The organism is Burkholderia sp. Bp8984 (assembly GCF_003853755.1).
GTDB lineage: Bacteria > Pseudomonadota > Gammaproteobacteria > Burkholderiales > Burkholderiaceae > Burkholderia.
This window is the reverse complement of the sequence record NZ_QTQN01000048.1, coordinates 24,071-43,225: the sequence shown is the minus strand read 5'-3', so window position 1 is coordinate 43,225 and position 19,155 is coordinate 24,071. Positions and strand designations below refer to the sequence as shown.

Here is a 19,155-nt window from a genome sequence, read left to right as displayed (position 1 = left end):
GAAAAGTTTGAGCGGACCAAGCCGCACGTCAACGTTGGTACGATTGGTCACGTTGACCACGGCAAGACGACGCTGACGGCAGCGATCACGACGGTGCTGACGAAGAAGTTCGGCGGCGAAGCGAAGGCTTACGACCAGATCGACGCGGCACCGGAAGAAAAGGCGCGCGGTATCACGATCAACACGGCACACGTCGAGTACGAAACGGCTAACCGCCACTACGCACACGTCGACTGCCCGGGCCACGCTGACTATGTGAAGAACATGATCACGGGCGCGGCACAGATGGACGGCGCGATCCTGGTTTGCTCGGCAGCAGACGGCCCGATGCCGCAAACGCGTGAGCACATCCTGCTGGCACGTCAGGTTGGCGTTCCGTACATCATCGTGTTCCTGAACAAGTGCGACATGGTGGACGACGCTGAACTGCTCGAGCTGGTCGAGATGGAAGTTCGCGAACTCCTGTCGAAGTACGACTTCCCGGGCGACGACACGCCGATCGTGAAGGGTTCGGCCAAGCTGGCGCTGGAAGGCGACACGGGCGAGCTGGGCGAAGTGGCGATCATGAGCCTGGCCGACGCGCTGGACACGTACATCCCGACGCCGGAGCGTGCAGTTGACGGCGCGTTCCTGATGCCGGTGGAAGACGTGTTCTCGATCTCGGGCCGTGGTACGGTGGTGACGGGTCGTGTCGAGCGCGGCATCGTGAAGGTCGGCGAAGAAATCGAAATCGTCGGTATCAAGCCGACGGTGAAGACGACCTGCACGGGCGTTGAAATGTTCCGCAAGCTGCTGGACCAGGGTCAGGCAGGCGACAACGTCGGTATCCTGCTGCGCGGCACGAAGCGTGAAGACGTGGAGCGTGGCCAGGTTCTGGCGAAGCCGGGTTCGATCACGCCGCACACGCACTTCACGGCTGAAGTGTACGTGCTGAGCAAGGACGAAGGCGGCCGTCACACGCCGTTCTTCAACAACTACCGTCCGCAGTTCTACTTCCGTACGACGGACGTGACGGGCTCGATCGAGCTGCCGAAGGACAAGGAAATGGTGATGCCGGGCGACAACGTGTCGATCACGGTGAAGCTGATCGCTCCGATCGCGATGGAAGAAGGTCTGCGCTTCGCAATCCGCGAAGGCGGCCGTACCGTCGGCGCCGGCGTCGTCGCCAAGATCATCGAGTAAGCCAGTTATTCGTTGATCGACAGTTTTGGGGCTGGCAACAGCCAGCCCCAGCATGGTTTAGGGGTATAGCTCAACTGGCAGAGCGTCGGTCTCCAAAACCGAAGGTTGGGGGTTCGATTCCCTCTGCCCCTGCCAAAAATCGCCACGTGTCCCACGTGGCATTTGTTTTAAGGTGTTATGGCGAATCCATCCGTCGAAACTGTAAATACCTCCGGCGATAAGCTGATGCTGGCCCTGGGCGTATTGCTGGTCTTGGCCGGATTCGTGGGCTTCTTCTGGCTGGCCAACCAGCAGTGGTATGTCCGCGGTGCCGCATTGGCGGTAGGTATCATCGCCGGCGTGGCCGTCGGCCTGATGTCCGCACCTGGCAAGAGCCTCATCGCGTTTGCCAGGGATTCGTACAAGGAAGTCCGCAAGGTCGTTTGGCCCACCCGCAAGGAAGCAACGCAAACCACACTCGTCGTGTTCGGTTTCGTGCTCGTGATGGCGATTTTCCTCTGGTTGAGTGACAAATCGATCGAATGGGTGATTTTCTCGGCGATTCTGGGTTGGAAATGATATGAGCGATACTCCGGCATCCCCGAGCGGAAAGCGTTGGTACGTCGTGCACGCCTACTCCGGTATGGAGAAGAGCGTGCAGCGTGCGCTTCAGGAGCGCATCGAACGTGCTGGCATGCAGGATAAATTCGGTCAGATCCTGGTTCCGACCGAAGAAGTGGTCGAAGTCAAAGGTGGCCACAAGGCAGTAACCGAGCGTCGTTTCTTCCCCGGCTACGTGCTGGTGGAAATGGAAATGACGGACGAAACGTGGCACCTCGTGAAGAACACGGCGAAGGTCACGGGTTTCGTCGGCGGTGCGCGTAACCGCCCGACTCCGATTTCCCCGAAGGAAGTCGAAAAGATCATGTCGCAGATGCAGGAAGGCGTCGAGAAGCCGCGCCCGAAGACCCTGTTCGAAGTTGGCGAGATGGTGCGTGTCAAGGAAGGCCCGTTCACGGACTTCAACGGCACGGTCGAAGAAGTCAACTACGAAAAATCGCGCGTGCGTGTGTCGGTCACGATCTTTGGCCGATCCACTCCGGTCGAACTCGAGTTCGGCCAGGTCGAAAAAGTTTGATCCCGATTCGGTGGGCAGCCTCGGCTGCCCACCTTCGCGCTTACGGTCCGCGTTATGGCCGTTGAGGAGCGTCAGTAGCCAGCGGCGAACGCGCGTTATCACTCACCGAACGCCGTCTGGCGTTCCAACGAGGTTTACAAATGGCAAAGAAGATTGTCGGCTTTATCAAGCTGCAGATTCCTGCAGGTAAAGCCAACCCGTCGCCGCCGGTCGGTCCGGCACTGGGCCAGCGCGGCCTGAACATCATGGAGTTCTGCAAGGCGTTCAACGCGCAGACTCAAGGCATGGAGCCGGGTCTGCCGGTGCCGGTGGTCATCACGGCATACGCTGACAAGAGCTTCACGTTCGTGATGAAGACGCCGCCGGCAACCGTCCTGATCAAGAAGGCGGCGAAGGTGGACAAGGGCTCGAGCAAGCCGCACACCGACAAGGTCGGTTCGATCACGCGCGCTCAAGCCGAAGAAATCGCGAAGACCAAGATGCCGGACCTTACGGCAGCTGATCTGGACGCAGCCGTTCGCACCATCGCTGGTAGCGCACGCTCGATGGGCATCACTGTGGAGGGCGTGTAAATGGCTAAGATCTCCAAGCGCCGTCAGGCATTTGCCGCCAAGGTCGACCGTCAGAAGCTGTACGCGATCGAAGACGCACTGGCACTCGTGAAAGAATGCGCGAGCGCGAAGTTCAACGAATCGATCGACGTCGCAGTCCAGCTCGGCATCGATGCGAAGAAGTCGGACCAGGTCGTTCGTGGTTCGGTCGTTCTGCCGGCAGGTACGGGCAAGTCGGTTCGCGTTGCCGTGTTCGCGCAAGGCGAGAAGGCCGAGCAGGCTCGTGCAGCAGGCGCGGAAATCGTCGGTATGGAAGACCTGGCTGAGCAGATCAAGGCTGGCCAGATGGACTTCGACATCGTGATCGCTTCCCCGGACACGATGCGTATCGTCGGTACGCTCGGTCAGATCCTCGGCCCGCGCGGCCTGATGCCGAACCCGAAGGTTGGTACGGTCACGCCGGACGTCGCAACCGCCGTCAAGAACGCGAAGGCTGGTCAGGTGCAATTCCGTGTCGACAAGGCCGGTATCATCCACGCGACCATCGGCCGTGCATCGTTCGAATCGACCGCACTGCGTTCGAACCTGTCGGCGCTGATCGAAGCGCTGCAGAAGGCCAAGCCGGCAACGAGCAAGGGCGTCTACCTGCGCAAGATCGCACTGTCGAGCACGATGGGCGTCGGCGTGCGTGTCGACCAGGCTACGCTGGCAGCGTAAGAAAGTATTCGGGCCGCTTCGTTCTCGAAGCGGCCTACATGGGCTTTGGGCGGTTGTTCGTGCAGTTGGGCGGGCAACCGGTTATCAAAGACCGTTGGTGGGACGCAGCAGGCAGGCGATCCCTTAATTCAAGCCAACGCAGATGGCGAACCCGAAAAAGTTTTGCAGTGGTGAAGCCGCAGGTCGTGAAGCGATTCACGGCGTGAGGTGGAAATACTCCTAACGAGGTCGGACGCCGTTGTTGAACGAGGTACGTGAGGTTTCGGCCATGCCGGCCGCGCCGAACGTATCGTTTCTGGAGGCTAACCGTGCCGCTTAATAGAGAAGACAAGCAAGCCGTCGTCGCTGAGGTTTCCGCGCAAGTCGCGAAGGCCCAGACCGTTGTGCTGGCTGAGTATCGTGGAATTGCGGTTGGCGATCTGACCAAGCTGCGCGCGAAAGCGCGTGAGCAACAGGTTTACCTGCGCGTGTTGAAGAACACGCTGGCGCGTCGCGCTGTTGAAGGTACCCCTTTTGCTCCGCTGGCAGAGCAGATGACTGGTCCGCTGATCTACGGCATCTCGGAAGATGCAATTGCCGCTGCTAAGGTCGTCAACGACTTCAGCAAGAGCAATGACAAGTTGGTCATCAAGGCTGGTTCGTTCGATGGCAAGGTGATGGACAAGGCTGGCGTGCAAGCGCTGGCAAGCATCCCGAGCCGTGAAGAACTGCTCTCGAAGCTGCTGTTCGTTATGCAATCGCCTGTTTCGGGCTTCGCGCGTGCCCTGGCCGCGCTCGCCGAGAAGAAGCAAGCGGAAGCTGCGTAAGCGAACGTGCATCAGCGTTACTGATCGCTGGCTGTATCCGAATTCAATTTAGGAGTATTTCAAATGGCAATCGCAAAAGAAGACATCCTGGCAGCAGTCGAAGGGATGACCGTTCTGGAACTGAACGAACTGGTCAAGGCGTTCGAAGAGAAGTTTGGCGTGTCGGCAGCTGCAGTGGCAGTCGCTGGCCCGGCAGGCGGCGGCGCTGCTGCTGCTGCAGAAGAAAAGACCGAATTCACGGTCGTTCTGGCTGAAGCAGGCAGCAACAAGGTTGCAGTCATCAAGGCAGTTCGCGAACTGACGGGCCTGGGCCTGAAGGAAGCGAAGGACGTCGTTGACGGCGCACCGAAGGCTGTCAAGGAAGGCGTCGACAAGGCTGCTGCTGAAGAAGCCAAGAAGAAGCTGGAAGAAGCAGGCGCGAAGGTCGAAGTCAAGTAAGTTTCGACGCGCTGTGCGAAGGCTGGCGGTATTTTCACCGCCGGCCTTTTTGTGCTTTGTGGGGACGTTATTCTGGCACTCATTCGGGAGCCCGAATAATCGGCCCCAGAAGCCAAAGAAAACCGCCGAATCGTTGTCAATGCATCGATTGGCGTTTCTCTTTGTCTTCTGAAGCGACTGCAGAAGGCAAGTTTGGTCGGGTAGCGGGCAACACAGGCATCCGCTGCCGTCAGCCAGCGGTTGGTAGCGGCCAACCACCAAGCTTCTCGGCTCGTTCAAGCCATCGGGCGGCCATCGGGTCTCAGTCGGTGAACACTCGGGTTTGAAACGTCCAGGTATCCCGCCTCGACAGCACCCGCCGTGATTCGGAGATCGTATGCAATATTCCTTCACCGAGAAGAAGCGCATTCGCAAGAGTTTCGCGAAGCGCCCCATCGTTCACCAAGTTCCGTTCTTGCTGGCCACCCAGCTTGAATCATTCAGCACGTTTCTGCAAGCCGATGTGCCTGGCGCGCAACGCAAGCCTGAAGGTTTGCAGGCCGCCTTCACATCGGTATTTCCCATTGTTTCGCACAACGGCTTCGCGCGCCTCGAGTTCGTGAGCTATGCGTTGTCCGCGCCGGCATTCAACATCAAGGAATGCCAGCAGCGTGGCCTGACGTACTGCTCCGCGCTGCGCGCGAAGGTCCGCCTCGTCATCCTCGACAAGGAATCGCCGAACAAGCCGGTCGTCAAGGAAGTGAAGGAGCAGGAAGTGTACATGGGCGAAATTCCGCTCATGACGCCGACGGGCTCGTTCGTCATCAACGGCACCGAGCGTGTCATCGTCTCGCAGCTGCACCGTTCGCCGGGCGTGTTCTTCGAACACGACAAGGGCAAGACGCACAGCTCGGGCAAGCTGCTGTTCTCGGCACGGATCATTCCGTACCGCGGCTCGTGGCTCGACTTCGAATTCGATCCGAAGGACATCCTGTACTTCCGCGTCGACCGTCGCCGCAAGATGCCGGTCACGATCCTGCTGAAGGCCATCGGCCTGACGCCGGAACAGATCCTCGCGAACTTCTTCGTGTTCGACAACTTCACGCTGATGGGCGAAGGCGCGCAACTCGAGTTCGTGCCCGAGCGCCTGCGTGGTGAAGTCGCGCGCTTCGACATCACGGATCGTGATGGCAAGGTCATCGTCCAGAAGGACAAGCGGATCAACGCGAAGCACATTCGCGACCTCGAAGCCGCGAAGACCAAGTTCATCTCGGTGCCGGAAGACTATCTGCTCGGCCGCGTGCTGGCGAAGAACGTCGTCGACGGCGACACCGGCGAAGTGATCGCGAGCGCGAACGACGAAGTCACGGAAAGCGTGCTCGAGAAGCTGCGCGAAGCGGACATCAAGGACATCCAGACGCTCTACACGAACGATCTGGACCAGGGTCCGTACATCTCGTCGACGCTGCGTGTCGACGAAACGACCGACAAGACGGCCGCGCGCATCGCGATCTACCGCATGATGCGTCCGGGCGAGCCGCCGACCGAAGAAGCGGTCGAGGCGCTGTTCAACCGTCTGTTCTACAGCGAAGAAGCGTACGACCTGTCGAAGGTCGGCCGCATGAAGTTCAACCGCCGCGTCGGCCGTGACGAGATCGTCGGCCCGATGACGCTGCAGGACGACGACATCCTCGCGACGATCAAGATCCTCGTCGAGCTGCGCAACGGCAAGGGCGAAGTGGACGACATCGACCACCTCGGCAACCGTCGCGTGCGTTGCGTCGGCGAACTGGCGGAAAACCAGTTCCGCGCGGGTCTCGTGCGTGTCGAGCGCGCGGTCAAGGAACGCCTCGGCCAGGCCGAAAGCGAAAACCTGATGCCGCACGACCTGATCAACTCGAAGCCGATTTCGTCGGCGATCCGCGAGTTCTTCGGTTCGTCGCAGCTGTCGCAGTTCATGGACCAGACCAACCCCCTGTCGGAAATCACGCACAAGCGCCGTGTTTCCGCACTGGGCCCGGGCGGTCTGACGCGCGAACGCGCAGGCTTCGAAGTGCGTGACGTGCACCCGACCCACTATGGCCGCGTGTGCCCGATCGAAACGCCGGAAGGTCCGAACATCGGTCTGATCAACTCGCTCGCACTGTACGCGCACCTGAACGAGTACGGCTTCCTCGAGACGCCGTACCGCAAGGTCGTGGACAGCAAGGTGACCGACCAGATCGACTACCTGTCGGCGATCGAGGAAGGCCGCTACATGATCGCGCAGGCGAACGCCGCGATCGACGAAAACGGCACGCTGATCGACGAACTCGTGTCGTCGCGTGAAGCCGGCGAAACGATGATGGTCACGCCGGACCGTATCCAGTACATGGACGTCGCGCCGTCGCAGATCGTGTCGGTTGCAGCTTCGCTGATCCCGTTCCTCGAGCACGACGATGCGAACCGTGCACTGATGGGTTCGAACATGCAGCGTCAGGCCGTGCCGTGTCTGCGTCCGGAAAAGCCGGTCGTCGGTACGGGCATCGAGCGCACCTGCGCGGTCGACTCGGGCACGACGGTCCAGGCGTTCCGCGGCGGCGTGGTCGACTACGTCGACGCAGGCCGTATCGTGATTCGCGTGAACGACGACGAAGCGGTCGCGGGTGAAGTCGGTGTCGACATCTACAACCTGATCAAGTACACGCGTTCGAACCAGAACACGAACATCAACCAGCGTCCGATCGTGAAGATGGGCGACAAGGTCTCGCGCGGCGACGTGCTGGCCGACGGCGCCTCGACGGACCTGGGCGAGCTCGCGCTCGGCCAGAACATGCTGATCGCGTTCATGCCGTGGAACGGCTACAACTTCGAAGACTCGATCCTGATCTCGGAGAAGGTCGTTGCGGACGATCGCTACACGTCGATCCACATCGAAGAGCTGAACGTCGTTGCACGCGACACGAAGCTCGGGCCGGAAGAAATCACGCGCGACATCTCGAACCTGGCGGAAGTCCAGCTCGGCCGTCTCGACGAATCGGGCATCGTGTACATCGGTGCTGAAGTCGAAGCCGGCGACGTGCTGGTCGGCAAGGTCACGCCGAAGGGCGAGACCCAGCTGACGCCGGAAGAGAAGCTGCTGCGCGCGATCTTCGGCGAGAAGGCTTCGGACGTGAAGGACACGTCGCTGCGCGTGCCGTCGGGCATGAGCGGCACCGTGATCGACGTCCAGGTGTTCACGCGTGAAGGCATCCAGCGCGACAAGCGCGCCCAACAGATCATCGACGACGAACTGAAGCGCTACCGTCTCGACCTGAACGACCAGCTGCGCATCGTGGAAGGCGACGCGTTCCAGCGTCTCGCACGCATGCTGGTGGGCAAGGTCGCGAACGGCGGTCCGAAGAAGCTCGCGAAGGGCACGAAGATCGACCAGGCTTACCTGGAAGACCTCGACCACTACCACTGGTTCGACATCCGCCTCGCGGACGACGAAGCAGCGGCATCGCTCGAAGCGATCAAGAACTCGATCGAAGAGAAGCGTCACCAGTTCGACCTCGCGTTCGAAGAGAAGCGCAAGAAGCTCACGCAAGGCGACGAACTGCCGCCGGGCGTGCTGAAGATGGTCAAGGTGTACCTCGCGGTCAAGCGTCGCCTGCAGCCTGGCGACAAGATGGCGGGCCGTCACGGTAACAAGGGTGTCGTGTCGAAGATCGTCCCGATCGAAGACATGCCGTACATGGCCGACGGCCGTCCGGCAGACGTCGTGCTGAACCCGCTGGGCGTTCCGTCGCGGATGAACGTGGGTCAGGTTCTGGAAGTGCACCTCGGCTGGGCCGCGAAGGGCCTCGGCTGGCGTATCGGCGAAATGCTGCAGCGTCAGGCGAAGATCGAGGAACTGCGCGTGTTCCTGACGAAGATCTACAACGAGTCGGGCCGCCAGGAAGACCTGGAAAGCTTCACCGACGACGAGATCCTCGAACTCGCGAAGAACCTGCGCGAAGGCGTGCCGTTTGCAACGCCGGTGTTCGACGGTGCGACCGAGGAAGAAATGGGCAAGATGCTCGACCTCGCGTTCCCGGACGACATCGCGGAACAGCTCGGCATGAACCCGTCGAAGAACCAGGTCCGCCTGTACGACGGCCGCACGGGTGAAATGTTCGAACGTCGCGTGACGCTCGGCTACATGCACTACCTGAAGCTGCACCACTTGGTCGACGACAAGATGCACGCACGTTCGACCGGCCCGTACTCGCTCGTCACGCAGCAGCCGCTGGGTGGTAAGGCGCAGTTCGGTGGCCAGCGTTTCGGTGAAATGGAAGTGTGGGCACTCGAAGCGTACGGCGCGTCCTACGTGCTGCAGGAAATGCTGACGGTGAAGTCGGACGACGTGACCGGCCGGACGAAGGTTTACGAGAACCTCGTCAAGGGCGATCACGTGATCGATGCAGGCATGCCGGAATCCTTCAACGTGCTCGTGAAGGAAATCCGCTCGCTCGGTATCGACATCGATCTCGACCGCAATTAATCGGACTACGGAGAGAAGGCAATGAAAGCTCTGCTCGATCTATTCAAGCAAGTCCAACAGGAAGAAGTTTTCGACGCGATCAAGATCGGTCTGGCCTCGCCGGACAAGATCCGTTCGTGGTCGTTCGGCGAAGTGAAGAAGCCGGAGACCATCAACTACCGTACGTTCAAGCCGGAACGCGATGGTCTGTTCTGCGCGAAGATCTTCGGGCCGATCAAGGACTACGAGTGCCTGTGCGGCAAGTACAAGCGCCTGAAGCACCGCGGCGTGATCTGCGAGAAGTGCGGCGTCGAAGTGACGCTGGCGAAGGTGCGTCGCGAACGGATGGGCCACATCGAGCTGGCCTCGCCGGTCGCGCACATCTGGTTCCTGAAGTCGCTGCCGTCGCGTCTGGGCATGGTGCTCGACATGACGCTGCGCGACATCGAACGCGTGCTGTACTTCGAAGCATACGTGGTGATCGAACCGGGCATGACGCCGCTGAAGGCGCGGCAGATCATGACCGAAGAGGATTACTACAACAAGGTCGAGGAATACGGCGACGAATTCCGTGCCGAGATGGGCGCGGAAGGCGTGCGTGAACTGCTGCGTGCGATCAACATCGACGAGCAGGTCGAGACGCTGCGCACCGAGCTGAAGAACACCGGCTCGGAAGCGAAGATCAAGAAGTACGCGAAGCGCCTGAAGGTCCTCGAGGCATTCCAGCGCTCGGGCATCAAGCCTGAGTGGATGATCCTCGAAGTGCTGCCGGTGCTGCCGCCGGAACTGCGTCCGCTCGTGCCGCTGGACGGCGGCCGTTTCGCGACGTCGGACCTGAACGACCTGTATCGCCGCGTGATCAACCGTAACAACCGGTTGAAGCGTCTGCTCGAGCTGAAGGCACCTGAAATCATCGTCCGCAACGAAAAGCGGATGCTGCAGGAAGCCGTCGACTCGCTGCTCGACAACGGTCGTCGCGGCAAGGCGATGACGGGCGCGAACAAGCGTCCGCTGAAGTCGCTCGCCGACATGATCAAGGGCAAGGGCGGTCGTTTCCGTCAGAACCTGCTGGGCAAGCGCGTCGACTACTCGGGCCGTTCGGTCATCGTGGTCGGCCCGACGCTGAAGCTGCACCAGTGCGGTCTGCCGAAGCTGATGGCGCTCGAGCTGTTCAAGCCGTTCATCTTCAACAAGCTGGAAGTGATGGGCGTCGCGACGACCATCAAGGCTGCGAAGAAGGAAGTCGAGAACCAGACGCCGGTGGTGTGGGACATCCTCGAAGAGGTGATCCGCGAGCACCCGGTGATGCTGAACCGTGCGCCGACGCTGCACCGTCTCGGTATCCAGGCGTTCGAGCCGGTGCTGATCGAAGGCAAGGCGATTCAGCTGCACCCGCTCGTCTGCGCGGCGTTCAACGCCGACTTCGACGGTGACCAGATGGCCGTTCACGTGCCGCTGTCGCTCGAAGCGCAGATGGAAGCGCGTACGCTGATGCTGGCGTCGAACAACGTGCTGTTCCCGGCCAACGGCGATCCGTCGATCGTGCCGTCGCAGGATATCGTGCTGGGTCTGTACTACGCGACCCGCGAAGCGATCAACGGCAAGGGCGAAGGCCTGTCGTTCACCGGCGTGTCGGAAGTGATCCGCGCGTACGAGAACAAGGAAGTCGAGCTGGCCTCGCGCGTCAACGTGCGGATCACCGAAATGGTCCGCAACGAGGACACGTCGGAAGGCGCGCCGGAATTCGTGCCGAAGATCTCGCTGTACGCGACGACCGTCGGTCGCGCGATCCTGTCGGAGATCCTGCCGCACGGCCTGCCGTTCTCGGTGCTGAACAAGCCGCTGAAGAAGAAGGAAATCTCGCGCCTGATCAACACTGCATTCCGCAAGTGCGGTCTGCGTGCGACGGTCGTGTTCGCCGACCAGCTGATGCAGTCGGGTTTCCGCCTCGCGACGCGTGCCGGCATTTCGATCTGCGTGGACGACATGCTCGTGCCGCCGCAGAAGGAAACGATCGTCGGCGACGCTGCGAAGAAGGTGAAGGAGTACGACCGCCAGTACATGTCGGGTCTCGTCACCGCGCAGGAACGCTACAACAACGTGGTCGACATCTGGTCGGCAACGTCGGAAGCGGTCGGCAAGGCGATGATGGAGCAGCTGTCGACGGAGCCGGTGACGGACCGCGACGGCAACGAGACGCGCCAGGAGTCGTTCAACTCGATCTACATGATGGCCGACTCGGGCGCCCGGGGTTCGGCGGTGCAGATTCGTCAGCTGGCCGGTATGCGAGGCCTGATGGCGAAGCCGGACGGCTCGATTATCGAGACGCCGATTACCGCGAACTTCCGCGAAGGCCTGAACGTGTTGCAGTACTTCATCTCGACCCACGGCGCACGTAAGGGTCTGGCTGATACGGCACTGAAGACCGCGAACTCGGGTTACCTGACGCGTCGTCTCGTCGACGTCACGCAGGATCTGGTGGTGGTCGAGGACGATTGCGGCACGTCGAACGGCGTCGCGATGAAGGCGCTGGTCGAAGGCGGTGAAGTCGTCGAGGCGCTGCGCGACCGTATCCTCGGCCGCGTCGCGGTCGCGGACGTCGTGAACCCGGAAACGCAGGAAACGCTGTACGAATCGGGCACGCTGCTCGACGAAACGGCGGTCGAGGAAATCGAACGCCTCGGCATCGACGAAGTGCGCGTGCGCACGCCGCTGACCTGCGAAACGCGTTACGGTCTGTGCGCGGCCTGCTACGGCCGTGACCTCGGCCGCGGCTCGCTCGTGAACGTCGGCGAAGCAGTCGGCGTGATCGCGGCACAGTCGATCGGTGAGCCGGGCACGCAGCTGACGATGCGTACGTTCCACATCGGTGGTGCGGCATCGCGTGCGGCAGTGGCGTCGTCGGTCGAAGCGAAGAGCAACGGTATCGTGCGTTTCACGGCGACGATGCGTTACGTCACCAACGCGAAGGGCGAGCAGATCGTCATTTCGCGTTCGGGCGAGGCGCTGATCACCGACGATTTCGGTCGCGAGCGCGAGCGTCACAAAGTGCCGTACGGCGCGACGCTGCTGCAACTCGACGGCGCGACGATCAAGGCCGGCACGCAGCTGGCGACGTGGGACCCGATGACGCGTCCGATCATCACCGAGTACGGTGGTACGGTGAAGTTCGAGAACGTCGAGGAAGGCGTGACCGTCGCGAAGCAGATCGACGACGTGACCGGCCTGTCGACGCTGGTCGTGATCGACGTGAAGCGTCGTGGTTCGCAAGCTTCGAAGAGCGTGCGTCCGCAGGTGAAACTGCTCGACGCGAACGGCGACGAAGTGAAGATCCCGGGCACGGAGCACGCAGTGCAGATCGGCTTCCAGGTCGGCGCACTGATCACCGTGAAGGACGGCCAGCAAGTGCAGGTGGGTGAAGTGCTTGCACGTATCCCGACCGAAGCGCAGAAGACGCGTGACATTACCGGCGGTCTGCCGCGGGTGGCGGAACTGTTCGAAGCGCGTTCGCCGAAGGACGCCGGCATTCTCGCGGAAGTCACCGGTACGACGTCGTTCGGCAAGGACACGAAGGGCAAGCAGCGTCTCGTCATCACGGACCTCGAAGGCAATCAGCACGAGTTCCTGATCGCGAAGGAAAAGCAGGTCCTGGTCCACGATGCTCAGGTCGTCAACAAGGGCGAAATGATCGTGGACGGCCCGGCCGATCCGCACGACATCCTGCGTCTGCAGGGTATCGAGGCGCTGTCGCGCTACATCGTCGACGAAGTGCAGGACGTGTATCGTCTGCAGGGCGTGAAGATCAACGACAAGCACATCGAGGTGATCGTTCGCCAGATGCTGCGTCGTGTGCAGATCACCGACAACGGCGATACGCGCTTCATCCCGGGCGAACAGGTCGAGCGTTCCGACATGCTGGACGAGAACGATCGCATGATCGCCGAGGGCAAGCGCCCGGCTTCGTACGACAACGTGCTCCTCGGTATCACGAAGGCGTCGCTGTCGACCGACTCGTTCATCTCCGCGGCATCGTTCCAGGAAACGACCCGCGTGCTGACCGAAGCGGCGATCATGGGCAAGCGCGACGATCTGCGCGGCCTGAAGGAAAACGTGATCGTCGGCCGTCTGATCCCGGCCGGTACGGGTCTCGCGTTCCACAAGGCACGCAAGGCGAAGGAGATGTCCGACCGCGAGCGTTTCGACCAGATCGCAGCGGAAGAGGCATTCGACTTCGGTACGCCGAGCGCGCCGGCGGAAGAGCCGCAACACCCGGCAGCCGAATAAGCGCGGGCGGCGCGAGCCGCCTCACGCTGCCGTATTCGCTGTCATCGAAACCGCCCGGTCCGCCGGGCGGTTTTTTTTATCCGTCGTTCACGTGCATGACGGGCTTGCCGCACGGTCGCGCAGGCCCGTCATGCGCGCGCTCGAACCCTGTCCGATCGGCCAACGTTGCACGATTCGCCGCGCGCTGCGCGAGCGGGTTGTTAAAATTGCGGTCATCCTTCCGCCGTCCTCGTTCTCACTCATGTCCCGCGCCCTCGAAATCCTCGACGAAGTTTTTGGTTATTCCGCCTTTCGCGGCCAGCAGGGCGAGATCGTCGAACACGTCGCCGGCGGCGGCGATTGCCTCGTGCTGATGCCGACGGGCGGCGGCAAGTCGCTGTGCTACCAGATCCCGGCGCTGCTGCGCCGCGAGGCCGGGCAGGGCGCGGGCATCGTGGTGTCGCCGCTGATCGCGCTGATGCAGGACCAGGTCGCCGCGCTGAGCGAAGTCGGCGTGCGCGCGGCCTACCTGAACTCGACACTGTCGGGCGCCGAGGCCGCGGCGACCGAGCGCGCGTTGCGCGAGGGCGAGATCGACCTGCTGTACGTCGCGCCCGAGCGGCTGATGACGGGTCGCTTCCTCGACCTGCTCGAGCGCGCGAAGATCGGCCTGTTCGCGATCGACGAGGCGCACTGCGTGTCGCAGTGGGGCCATGACTTCCGTCCCGAATACATCCAGCTGTCGGTGCTGCACGAACGCTTCCCGTCGGTGCCGCGCATCGCGCTGACGGCTACTGCCGACGCGATCACGCGCGACGAGATCATCCATCGCCTCGCGCTCGACGACGCGCGTGTGTTCGTGTCGAGCTTCGACCGCCCGAACATCCGTTACCGGATCGTCGAGAAAGACAACGCGCGTTCGCAACTGCTCGATTTCATCCGCGCGGAACACACGAACGCGGACGGCACGACCGACGCGGGCGTCGTCTACTGCCTGTCGCGCCGCAAGGTCGAGGAAACGGCCGAATGGCTGAAGGCCCAGGGCGTGCGCGCGCTGCCGTATCACGCGGGGATGGAGTTCGAGGTACGGCAGAAGCACCAGGAAATGTTCCAGCGCGAGGAAGGCATCGTGATGTGCGCGACGATCGCGTTCGGCATGGGCATCGACAAGCCGGATGTGCGCTTTGTCGCGCACCTCGATTTGCCGAAGAGCGTCGAGGGCTACTACCAGGAAACCGGCCGTGCGGGCCGCGACGGGATGCCGGCGAACGCGTGGATGGCGTACGGGCTCGGCGACGTCGTCCAGCAGCGCAAGATGATCGACGAGTCCGATGCGGACGACGCGCACAAGCGCGTGCAGACGTCGAAGCTCGACGCGTTGCTCGGGTTGTGCGAGACGATCTCGTGCCGGCGCGTGCGGCTCCTGAACTACTTCGGCGAGGCGAGCCAGCCGTGCGGCAACTGCGACACGTGCCTCGAACCGCCCGATTCATGGGACGCGACGCGCGAGGCGCAGATGGCGCTGTCATGCGTATTCCGCGCGCAGCGCGCGAGCGGCTTCAATTTCGGCTCGAGCCATCTGATCGAGATCCTGCGCGGCGGCCGCACGGAGAAAGTGTTGCAGCGCGGCCACGATCAGCTCAGCACGTTCGGGATCGGCGCATCGCTGTCCGAACCCGAGTGGCGCGCGATTTTCCGGCAACTCGTCGCGTACGGCTATCTCGCGGTCGACCATGGCGGCTTCGGCGCGCTGATGCTGACCGAGGCCGCGAAGCCGGTGCTGAAGAACGAGGAGAAGGTCACGCTGCGCCGCTACGTGAAGCCGCAGCGCACGCGCCAGTCGTCGAGCCGCAGCGGCACCCGCGTCGACCCGACGGCCGGCATGGGCACGCGCGAGCGCGCACGCTGGGACGCGCTGCGCGCGTGGCGCGCGGAAACCGCGAAGTCCGACGGCGTGCCGGCCTACGTGATCTTCCACGATGCGACGCTGGCCGAAATCGCGCGCAACGCGCCAGAGACGATCGACGACCTGCGCCATATCCCCGGCATGGGCGTGCGCAAGCTCGAACGCTTCGGCGACGAGATCATCGACGTCGTCGAATCGGCGTGACACAGGTGTTCCGACCCTTCCGGTAAACCGCCCGCGCGGCTGGCAAATCACGCAAGCCGTTGACTTAGTTGGTATTTCCGGAATATCATGCTGGGTTCCGGTATTCGGTGGGCCGTGTCGCGTTCGAAAGCTCGCACCCGATTCGCCGGTTCGGAAGTCAACTGTGCGTCGATTCTCGCTTTGCCCGAAATCGATGTGCAGATTTTGTTCAATTTCAGGAATAAACAATGCCAACCATCAACCAACTGGTTCGCAAAGGCCGTCAGTCGGAAACGACGAAGAGCAAGAGCCCGGCCCTGCAGGACTGCCCCCAGCGTCGCGGCGTGTGCACCCGTGTGTACACGACGACGCCGAAGAAGCCGAACTCGGCACTCCGTAAGGTCGCCAAGGTTCGTCTGACGAACGGCTTCGAAGTGATTTCGTACATCGGCGGTGAAGGCCACAACCTGCAGGAACACTCGGTTGTGCTGATCCGCGGCGGCCGTGTGAAGGACTTGCCGGGTGTGCGTTACCACATGGTTCGCGGCTCGCTGGATACCCAGGGCGTCAAGGACCGTAAGCAAGCGCGCTCGAAGTACGGCGCGAAGCGTGCAAAGGCTGCCAAGTAAGCAGTTTTTGATCAGGGATCGCCGCAGGGCGGTCAAGGCGGGAGTGCCGGATTGCCGGTGCTGTCGAGTAAGTGGTCACCCGGCCAAGCTGGTTAGTCGTGAAGATGTGATCGGGTTTGTTGGTGGCCGCGGAGCTGGAACCAGCTCCAACTGAACAAGTAAAGGAAGAATCATGCCGCGTCGTCGCGAAGTCCCCAAGCGGGAAGTGTTGCCGGATCCGAAGTTCGGCAACGTTGATGTTGCCAAGTTCATGAACATGCTGATGCTGTCCGGCAAGAAGTCGGTTGCAGAGCGCATCGTTTATGGCGCATTCGAACAAATCCAGACCAAGGGTGGCAAGGACCCGCTGGAAGTGTTCACGGTTGCGCTCAACAACGTGAAGCCGGTGGTCGAAGTGAAGAGCCGCCGCGTTGGTGGTGCCAACTATCAAGTTCCGGTCGAAGTGCGCCCGTCGCGTCGTATGGCATTGGCGATGCGCTGGCTGCGTGAGGCTGCGAAGAAGCGCAGCGAGAAGTCGATGGCTCTGCGCCTGGCAGGTGAACTCTCCGAAGCGGCCGAAGGCCGTGGCGGCGCGATGAAGAAGCGCGATGAAGTTCACCGCATGGCAGAAGCCAACCGCGCGTTCTCGCATTTCCGTTTCTAAGCGCCTGGCTGGGCTGTTTGCGGAAATAAATTCCGGGCGGGTGCGCTTTTCAGGCGCCTCGCCCGTTTGTGTTGAAGCATGATGCAGCTGGGCTGCATCATGTCATCCCAGTAGAGGATCAAAGTGGCTCGCAAGACTCCTATCGAGCGCTACCGCAATATCGGTATTAGCGCTCACATCGACGCCGGCAAAACGACGACGACCGAGCGCATTCTGTTTTACACCGGTGTGAACCACAAGATCGGTGAAGTCCACGACGGCGCAGCAACGATGGACTGGATGGAGCAGGAACAAGAGCGTGGCATCACGATCACGTCCGCTGCTACCACGGCCTTCTGGAAGGGCATGGGCGGCAACTATCCGGAACACCGCATCAACATCATCGACACCCCGGGCCACGTCGACTTCACGATCGAAGTGGAGCGTTCGATGCGCGTGCTCGACGGCGCGTGCATGGTGTACTGCGCAGTGGGCGGCGTGCAGCCGCAGTCGGAAACGGTGTGGCGCCAGGCTAACAAGTACAAGGTGCCCCGTCTCGCGTTCGTCAACAAGATGGACCGTACCGGCGCGAACTTCTTCAAGGTCTACGACCAGCTCCGTCTGCGCCTGAAGGCGAACCCGGTTCCGGTCGTGGTGCCGATCGGCTCGGAAGAAAACTTCAAGGGCGTGGTCGACCTGATCAAGATGAAGGCGATCATTTGGGACGAAGCGTCGCAAGGCACGAAGTTCGACTACGTCGACATCCCGGCCGAGCTCGCCGAGACCTGCAAGGAATGGCGCGAAAAGATGGTCGAAGTGGCTGCTGAAGCCAGCGAAGACCTGATGAACAAGTACCTGGAAGAAGGCGATCTGCCGGAAGCCGACATCGTCAAGGCGCTGCGCGACCGTACGATCGCGTGCGAAATCCAGCCGATGCTGTGCGGTACTGCGTTCAAGAACAAGGGCGTGCAGCGTATGCTCGACGCCGTGATCGACTTCCTGCCGTCGCCGGTCGACATCCCGCCGGTCAGGGGCGAGCTCGAAAACGGTGAAGAAGCAGAGCGCAAGGCGTCGGACGAAGAGAAGTTCTCGTCGCTCGCGTTCAAGATCATGACCGACCCGTTCGTCGGCCAGCTGATCTTCTTCCGTGTGTACTCGGGCGTCGTCAATTCGGGCGACACGCTGCTGAACTCGACCAAGGGCAAGAAGGAGCGCCTCGGCCGGATTCTGCAGATGCACGCGAACCAGCGTGAAGAAATCAAGGAAGTCCGTGCGGGCGACATCGCTGCTGCGGTCGGCCTGAAGGAAGCGACCACGGGCGACACGCTGTGCGACCCGGCGAACCCGATCGTTCTCGAACGCATGGTGTTCCCGGAGCCGGTGATTTCGCAGGCTGTCGAGCCGAAGACCAAGGCTGACCAGGAAAAGATGGGCCTCGCGCTGAACCGTCTGGCGCAGGAAGATCCGTCGTTCCGCGTGCAGACCGACGAAGAGTCGGGCCAGACCATCATTTCGGGCATGGGCGAGCTCCACCTCGAAATTCTGGTCGACCGGATGAAGCGTGAATTCGGCGTGGAAGCGACCGTCGGCAAGCCGCAGGTTGCATACCGCGAAACGATCCGTTCGACGGCGAAGGATGTCGACGGCAAGTTCGTCAAGCAGTCGGGTGGTCGCGGCCAGTACGGTCACGCGGTCATCACGCTCGAGCCGAACGAACAAGGCAAGGGCTACGAGTTCTTCGACGAGATCAAGGGTGGTGTGATTCCGCGTGAATACATCCCGGCGGTCGACAAGGGTATCCAGGACACGCTGAAGTCGGGCGTGCTGGCTGGCTTCCCGGTCGTCGACGTGAAGGTTCACCTGACGTTCGGTTCGTACCACGACGTTGACTCGAACGAAAACGCGTTCCGCATGGCCGGTTCGATGGCGTTCAAGGAAGCGATGCGCAAGGCGAACCCGGTCGTCCTCGAGCCGATGATGGCTGTCGAAGTCGAGACGCCGGAAGACTACATGGGCAACGTGATGGGCGACCTGTCGGGCCGTCGCGGCATCGTCCAGGGCATGGAAGACATGGTTGGCGGCGGCAAGATCGTTCGCGCCGAAGTGCCGCTGTCGGAAATGTTCGGTTACTCGACGTCGCTGCGTTCGCTGACGCAAGGTCGTGCAACGTACACGATGGAGTTCAAGCACTACGCTGAAGCTCCGCGCAACGTTGCTGAAGCGATCATCAGCGCGAAGTCGAAGTAAATCTGCAGCTACCAACCGATATTTTTTGAAAG

General features: G+C 61.7%; 13 protein-coding genes and 1 tRNA gene. All 14 read left to right on the top strand.

Features of this window, described 5'->3' with window-relative positions; translation table 11 throughout:
* On the top strand, positions 1-1,182 hold a 1,182-nt coding region (tuf, locus tag DID98_RS32510; RefSeq protein WP_034191706.1), incomplete at its 5' end, for an elongation factor Tu.
* A 59-nt stretch (positions 1,183-1,241) separates the two neighbouring features.
* Positions 1,242-1,317, top strand: a tRNA-Trp gene (locus DID98_RS32505).
* A 42-nt stretch (positions 1,318-1,359) separates the two neighbouring features.
* Entirely contained in the window at positions 1,360-1,740 is a 381-nt protein-coding gene (secE, locus tag DID98_RS32500; RefSeq protein ID WP_124572031.1) for a preprotein translocase subunit SecE, read from the top strand.
* 1 nt (position 1,741) lies between these two features.
* Positions 1,742-2,299 (top strand): transcription termination/antitermination protein NusG, encoded by a 558-nt coding sequence (nusG, locus tag DID98_RS32495; RefSeq protein ID WP_006400672.1) that lies wholly within the window; start codon positions 1,742-1,744, stop codon positions 2,297-2,299.
* 140 nt (positions 2,300-2,439) lie between these two features.
* Positions 2,440-2,871 (top strand): 50S ribosomal protein L11, encoded by a 432-nt coding sequence (rplK, locus tag DID98_RS32490; protein WP_006400671.1) that lies wholly within the window; start codon positions 2,440-2,442, stop codon positions 2,869-2,871.
* Positions 2,872-3,567, top strand: a complete 696-nt coding sequence (rplA, locus tag DID98_RS32485) for a 50S ribosomal protein L1 (RefSeq protein ID WP_044849038.1) — start codon at positions 2,872-2,874, stop codon at positions 3,565-3,567. It abuts the gene before it with no gap.
* 308 nt (positions 3,568-3,875) lie between these two features.
* Positions 3,876-4,373, top strand: coding sequence for a 50S ribosomal protein L10 (gene rplJ / locus DID98_RS32480; RefSeq protein WP_021161756.1), 498 nt, complete (start codon positions 3,876-3,878; stop codon positions 4,371-4,373).
* A gap of 63 nt (positions 4,374-4,436) precedes the next feature.
* Positions 4,437-4,811, top strand: a complete 375-nt coding sequence (gene rplL / locus DID98_RS32475) for a 50S ribosomal protein L7/L12 (protein ID WP_021161757.1) — start codon at positions 4,437-4,439, stop codon at positions 4,809-4,811.
* Positions 4,812-5,187: 376 nt separating this feature from the next.
* The gene (gene rpoB / locus DID98_RS32470; RefSeq protein WP_044849037.1) at positions 5,188-9,294 is read left to right on the top strand and encodes a DNA-directed RNA polymerase subunit beta; all 4,107 of its coding nucleotides are present in this window, start codon (positions 5,188-5,190) and stop codon (positions 9,292-9,294) included.
* A gap of 21 nt (positions 9,295-9,315) precedes the next feature.
* The gene (rpoC, locus tag DID98_RS32465; protein ID WP_044849036.1) at positions 9,316-13,557 is read left to right on the top strand and encodes a DNA-directed RNA polymerase subunit beta'; all 4,242 of its coding nucleotides are present in this window, start codon (positions 9,316-9,318) and stop codon (positions 13,555-13,557) included.
* Between the two features lie 241 nt (positions 13,558-13,798).
* Positions 13,799-15,646, top strand: a complete 1,848-nt coding sequence (recQ, locus tag DID98_RS32460) for a DNA helicase RecQ (protein WP_044849035.1) — start codon at positions 13,799-13,801, stop codon at positions 15,644-15,646.
* Positions 15,647-15,873: 227 nt separating this feature from the next.
* On the top strand, positions 15,874-16,254 hold the full coding sequence (rpsL, locus tag DID98_RS32450) for a 30S ribosomal protein S12 (RefSeq protein WP_006400662.1): 381 nt from the start codon (positions 15,874-15,876) through the stop codon (positions 16,252-16,254).
* 172 nt (positions 16,255-16,426) lie between these two features.
* Positions 16,427-16,897 carry a 30S ribosomal protein S7 gene (gene rpsG / locus DID98_RS32445; protein WP_006477195.1) on the top strand — a complete coding sequence of 157 codons (471 nt, stop codon included), beginning with the start codon at positions 16,427-16,429 and terminating at the stop codon, positions 16,895-16,897.
* 123 nt (positions 16,898-17,020) lie between these two features.
* Complete coding sequence (gene fusA, locus DID98_RS32440; RefSeq protein ID WP_124572029.1) at positions 17,021-19,123, top strand: elongation factor G; 2,103 nt, start codon at positions 17,021-17,023, stop codon at positions 19,121-19,123.
* Positions 19,124-19,155 lie beyond the last annotated feature (32 nt).

Bases quoted from the DNA above. Each gene is read 5' to 3' on its own strand.
- rplL (WP_021161757.1), top strand. From the start codon at position 4,437: ATGGCAATCGCAAAAGAAGACATCCTGGCAGCAGTCGAAGGGATGACC.
- nusG (WP_006400672.1), top strand. From the start codon at position 1,742: ATGAGCGATACTCCGGCATCCCCGAGCGGAAAGCGTTGGTACGTCGTG.
- recQ (WP_044849035.1), top strand. From the start codon at position 13,799: ATGTCCCGCGCCCTCGAAATCCTCGACGAAGTTTTTGGTTATTCCGCC.
- rplK (WP_006400671.1), top strand. From the start codon at position 2,440: ATGGCAAAGAAGATTGTCGGCTTTATCAAGCTGCAGATTCCTGCAGGT.
- rpoB (WP_044849037.1), top strand. From the start codon at position 5,188: ATGCAATATTCCTTCACCGAGAAGAAGCGCATTCGCAAGAGTTTCGCG.
- rpoC (WP_044849036.1), top strand. From the start codon at position 9,316: ATGAAAGCTCTGCTCGATCTATTCAAGCAAGTCCAACAGGAAGAAGTT.
- rpsG (WP_006477195.1), top strand. From the start codon at position 16,427: ATGCCGCGTCGTCGCGAAGTCCCCAAGCGGGAAGTGTTGCCGGATCCG.
- rplA (WP_044849038.1), top strand. From the start codon at position 2,872: ATGGCTAAGATCTCCAAGCGCCGTCAGGCATTTGCCGCCAAGGTCGAC.
- rpsL (WP_006400662.1), top strand. From the start codon at position 15,874: ATGCCAACCATCAACCAACTGGTTCGCAAAGGCCGTCAGTCGGAAACG.
- secE (WP_124572031.1), top strand. From the start codon at position 1,360: ATGGCGAATCCATCCGTCGAAACTGTAAATACCTCCGGCGATAAGCTG.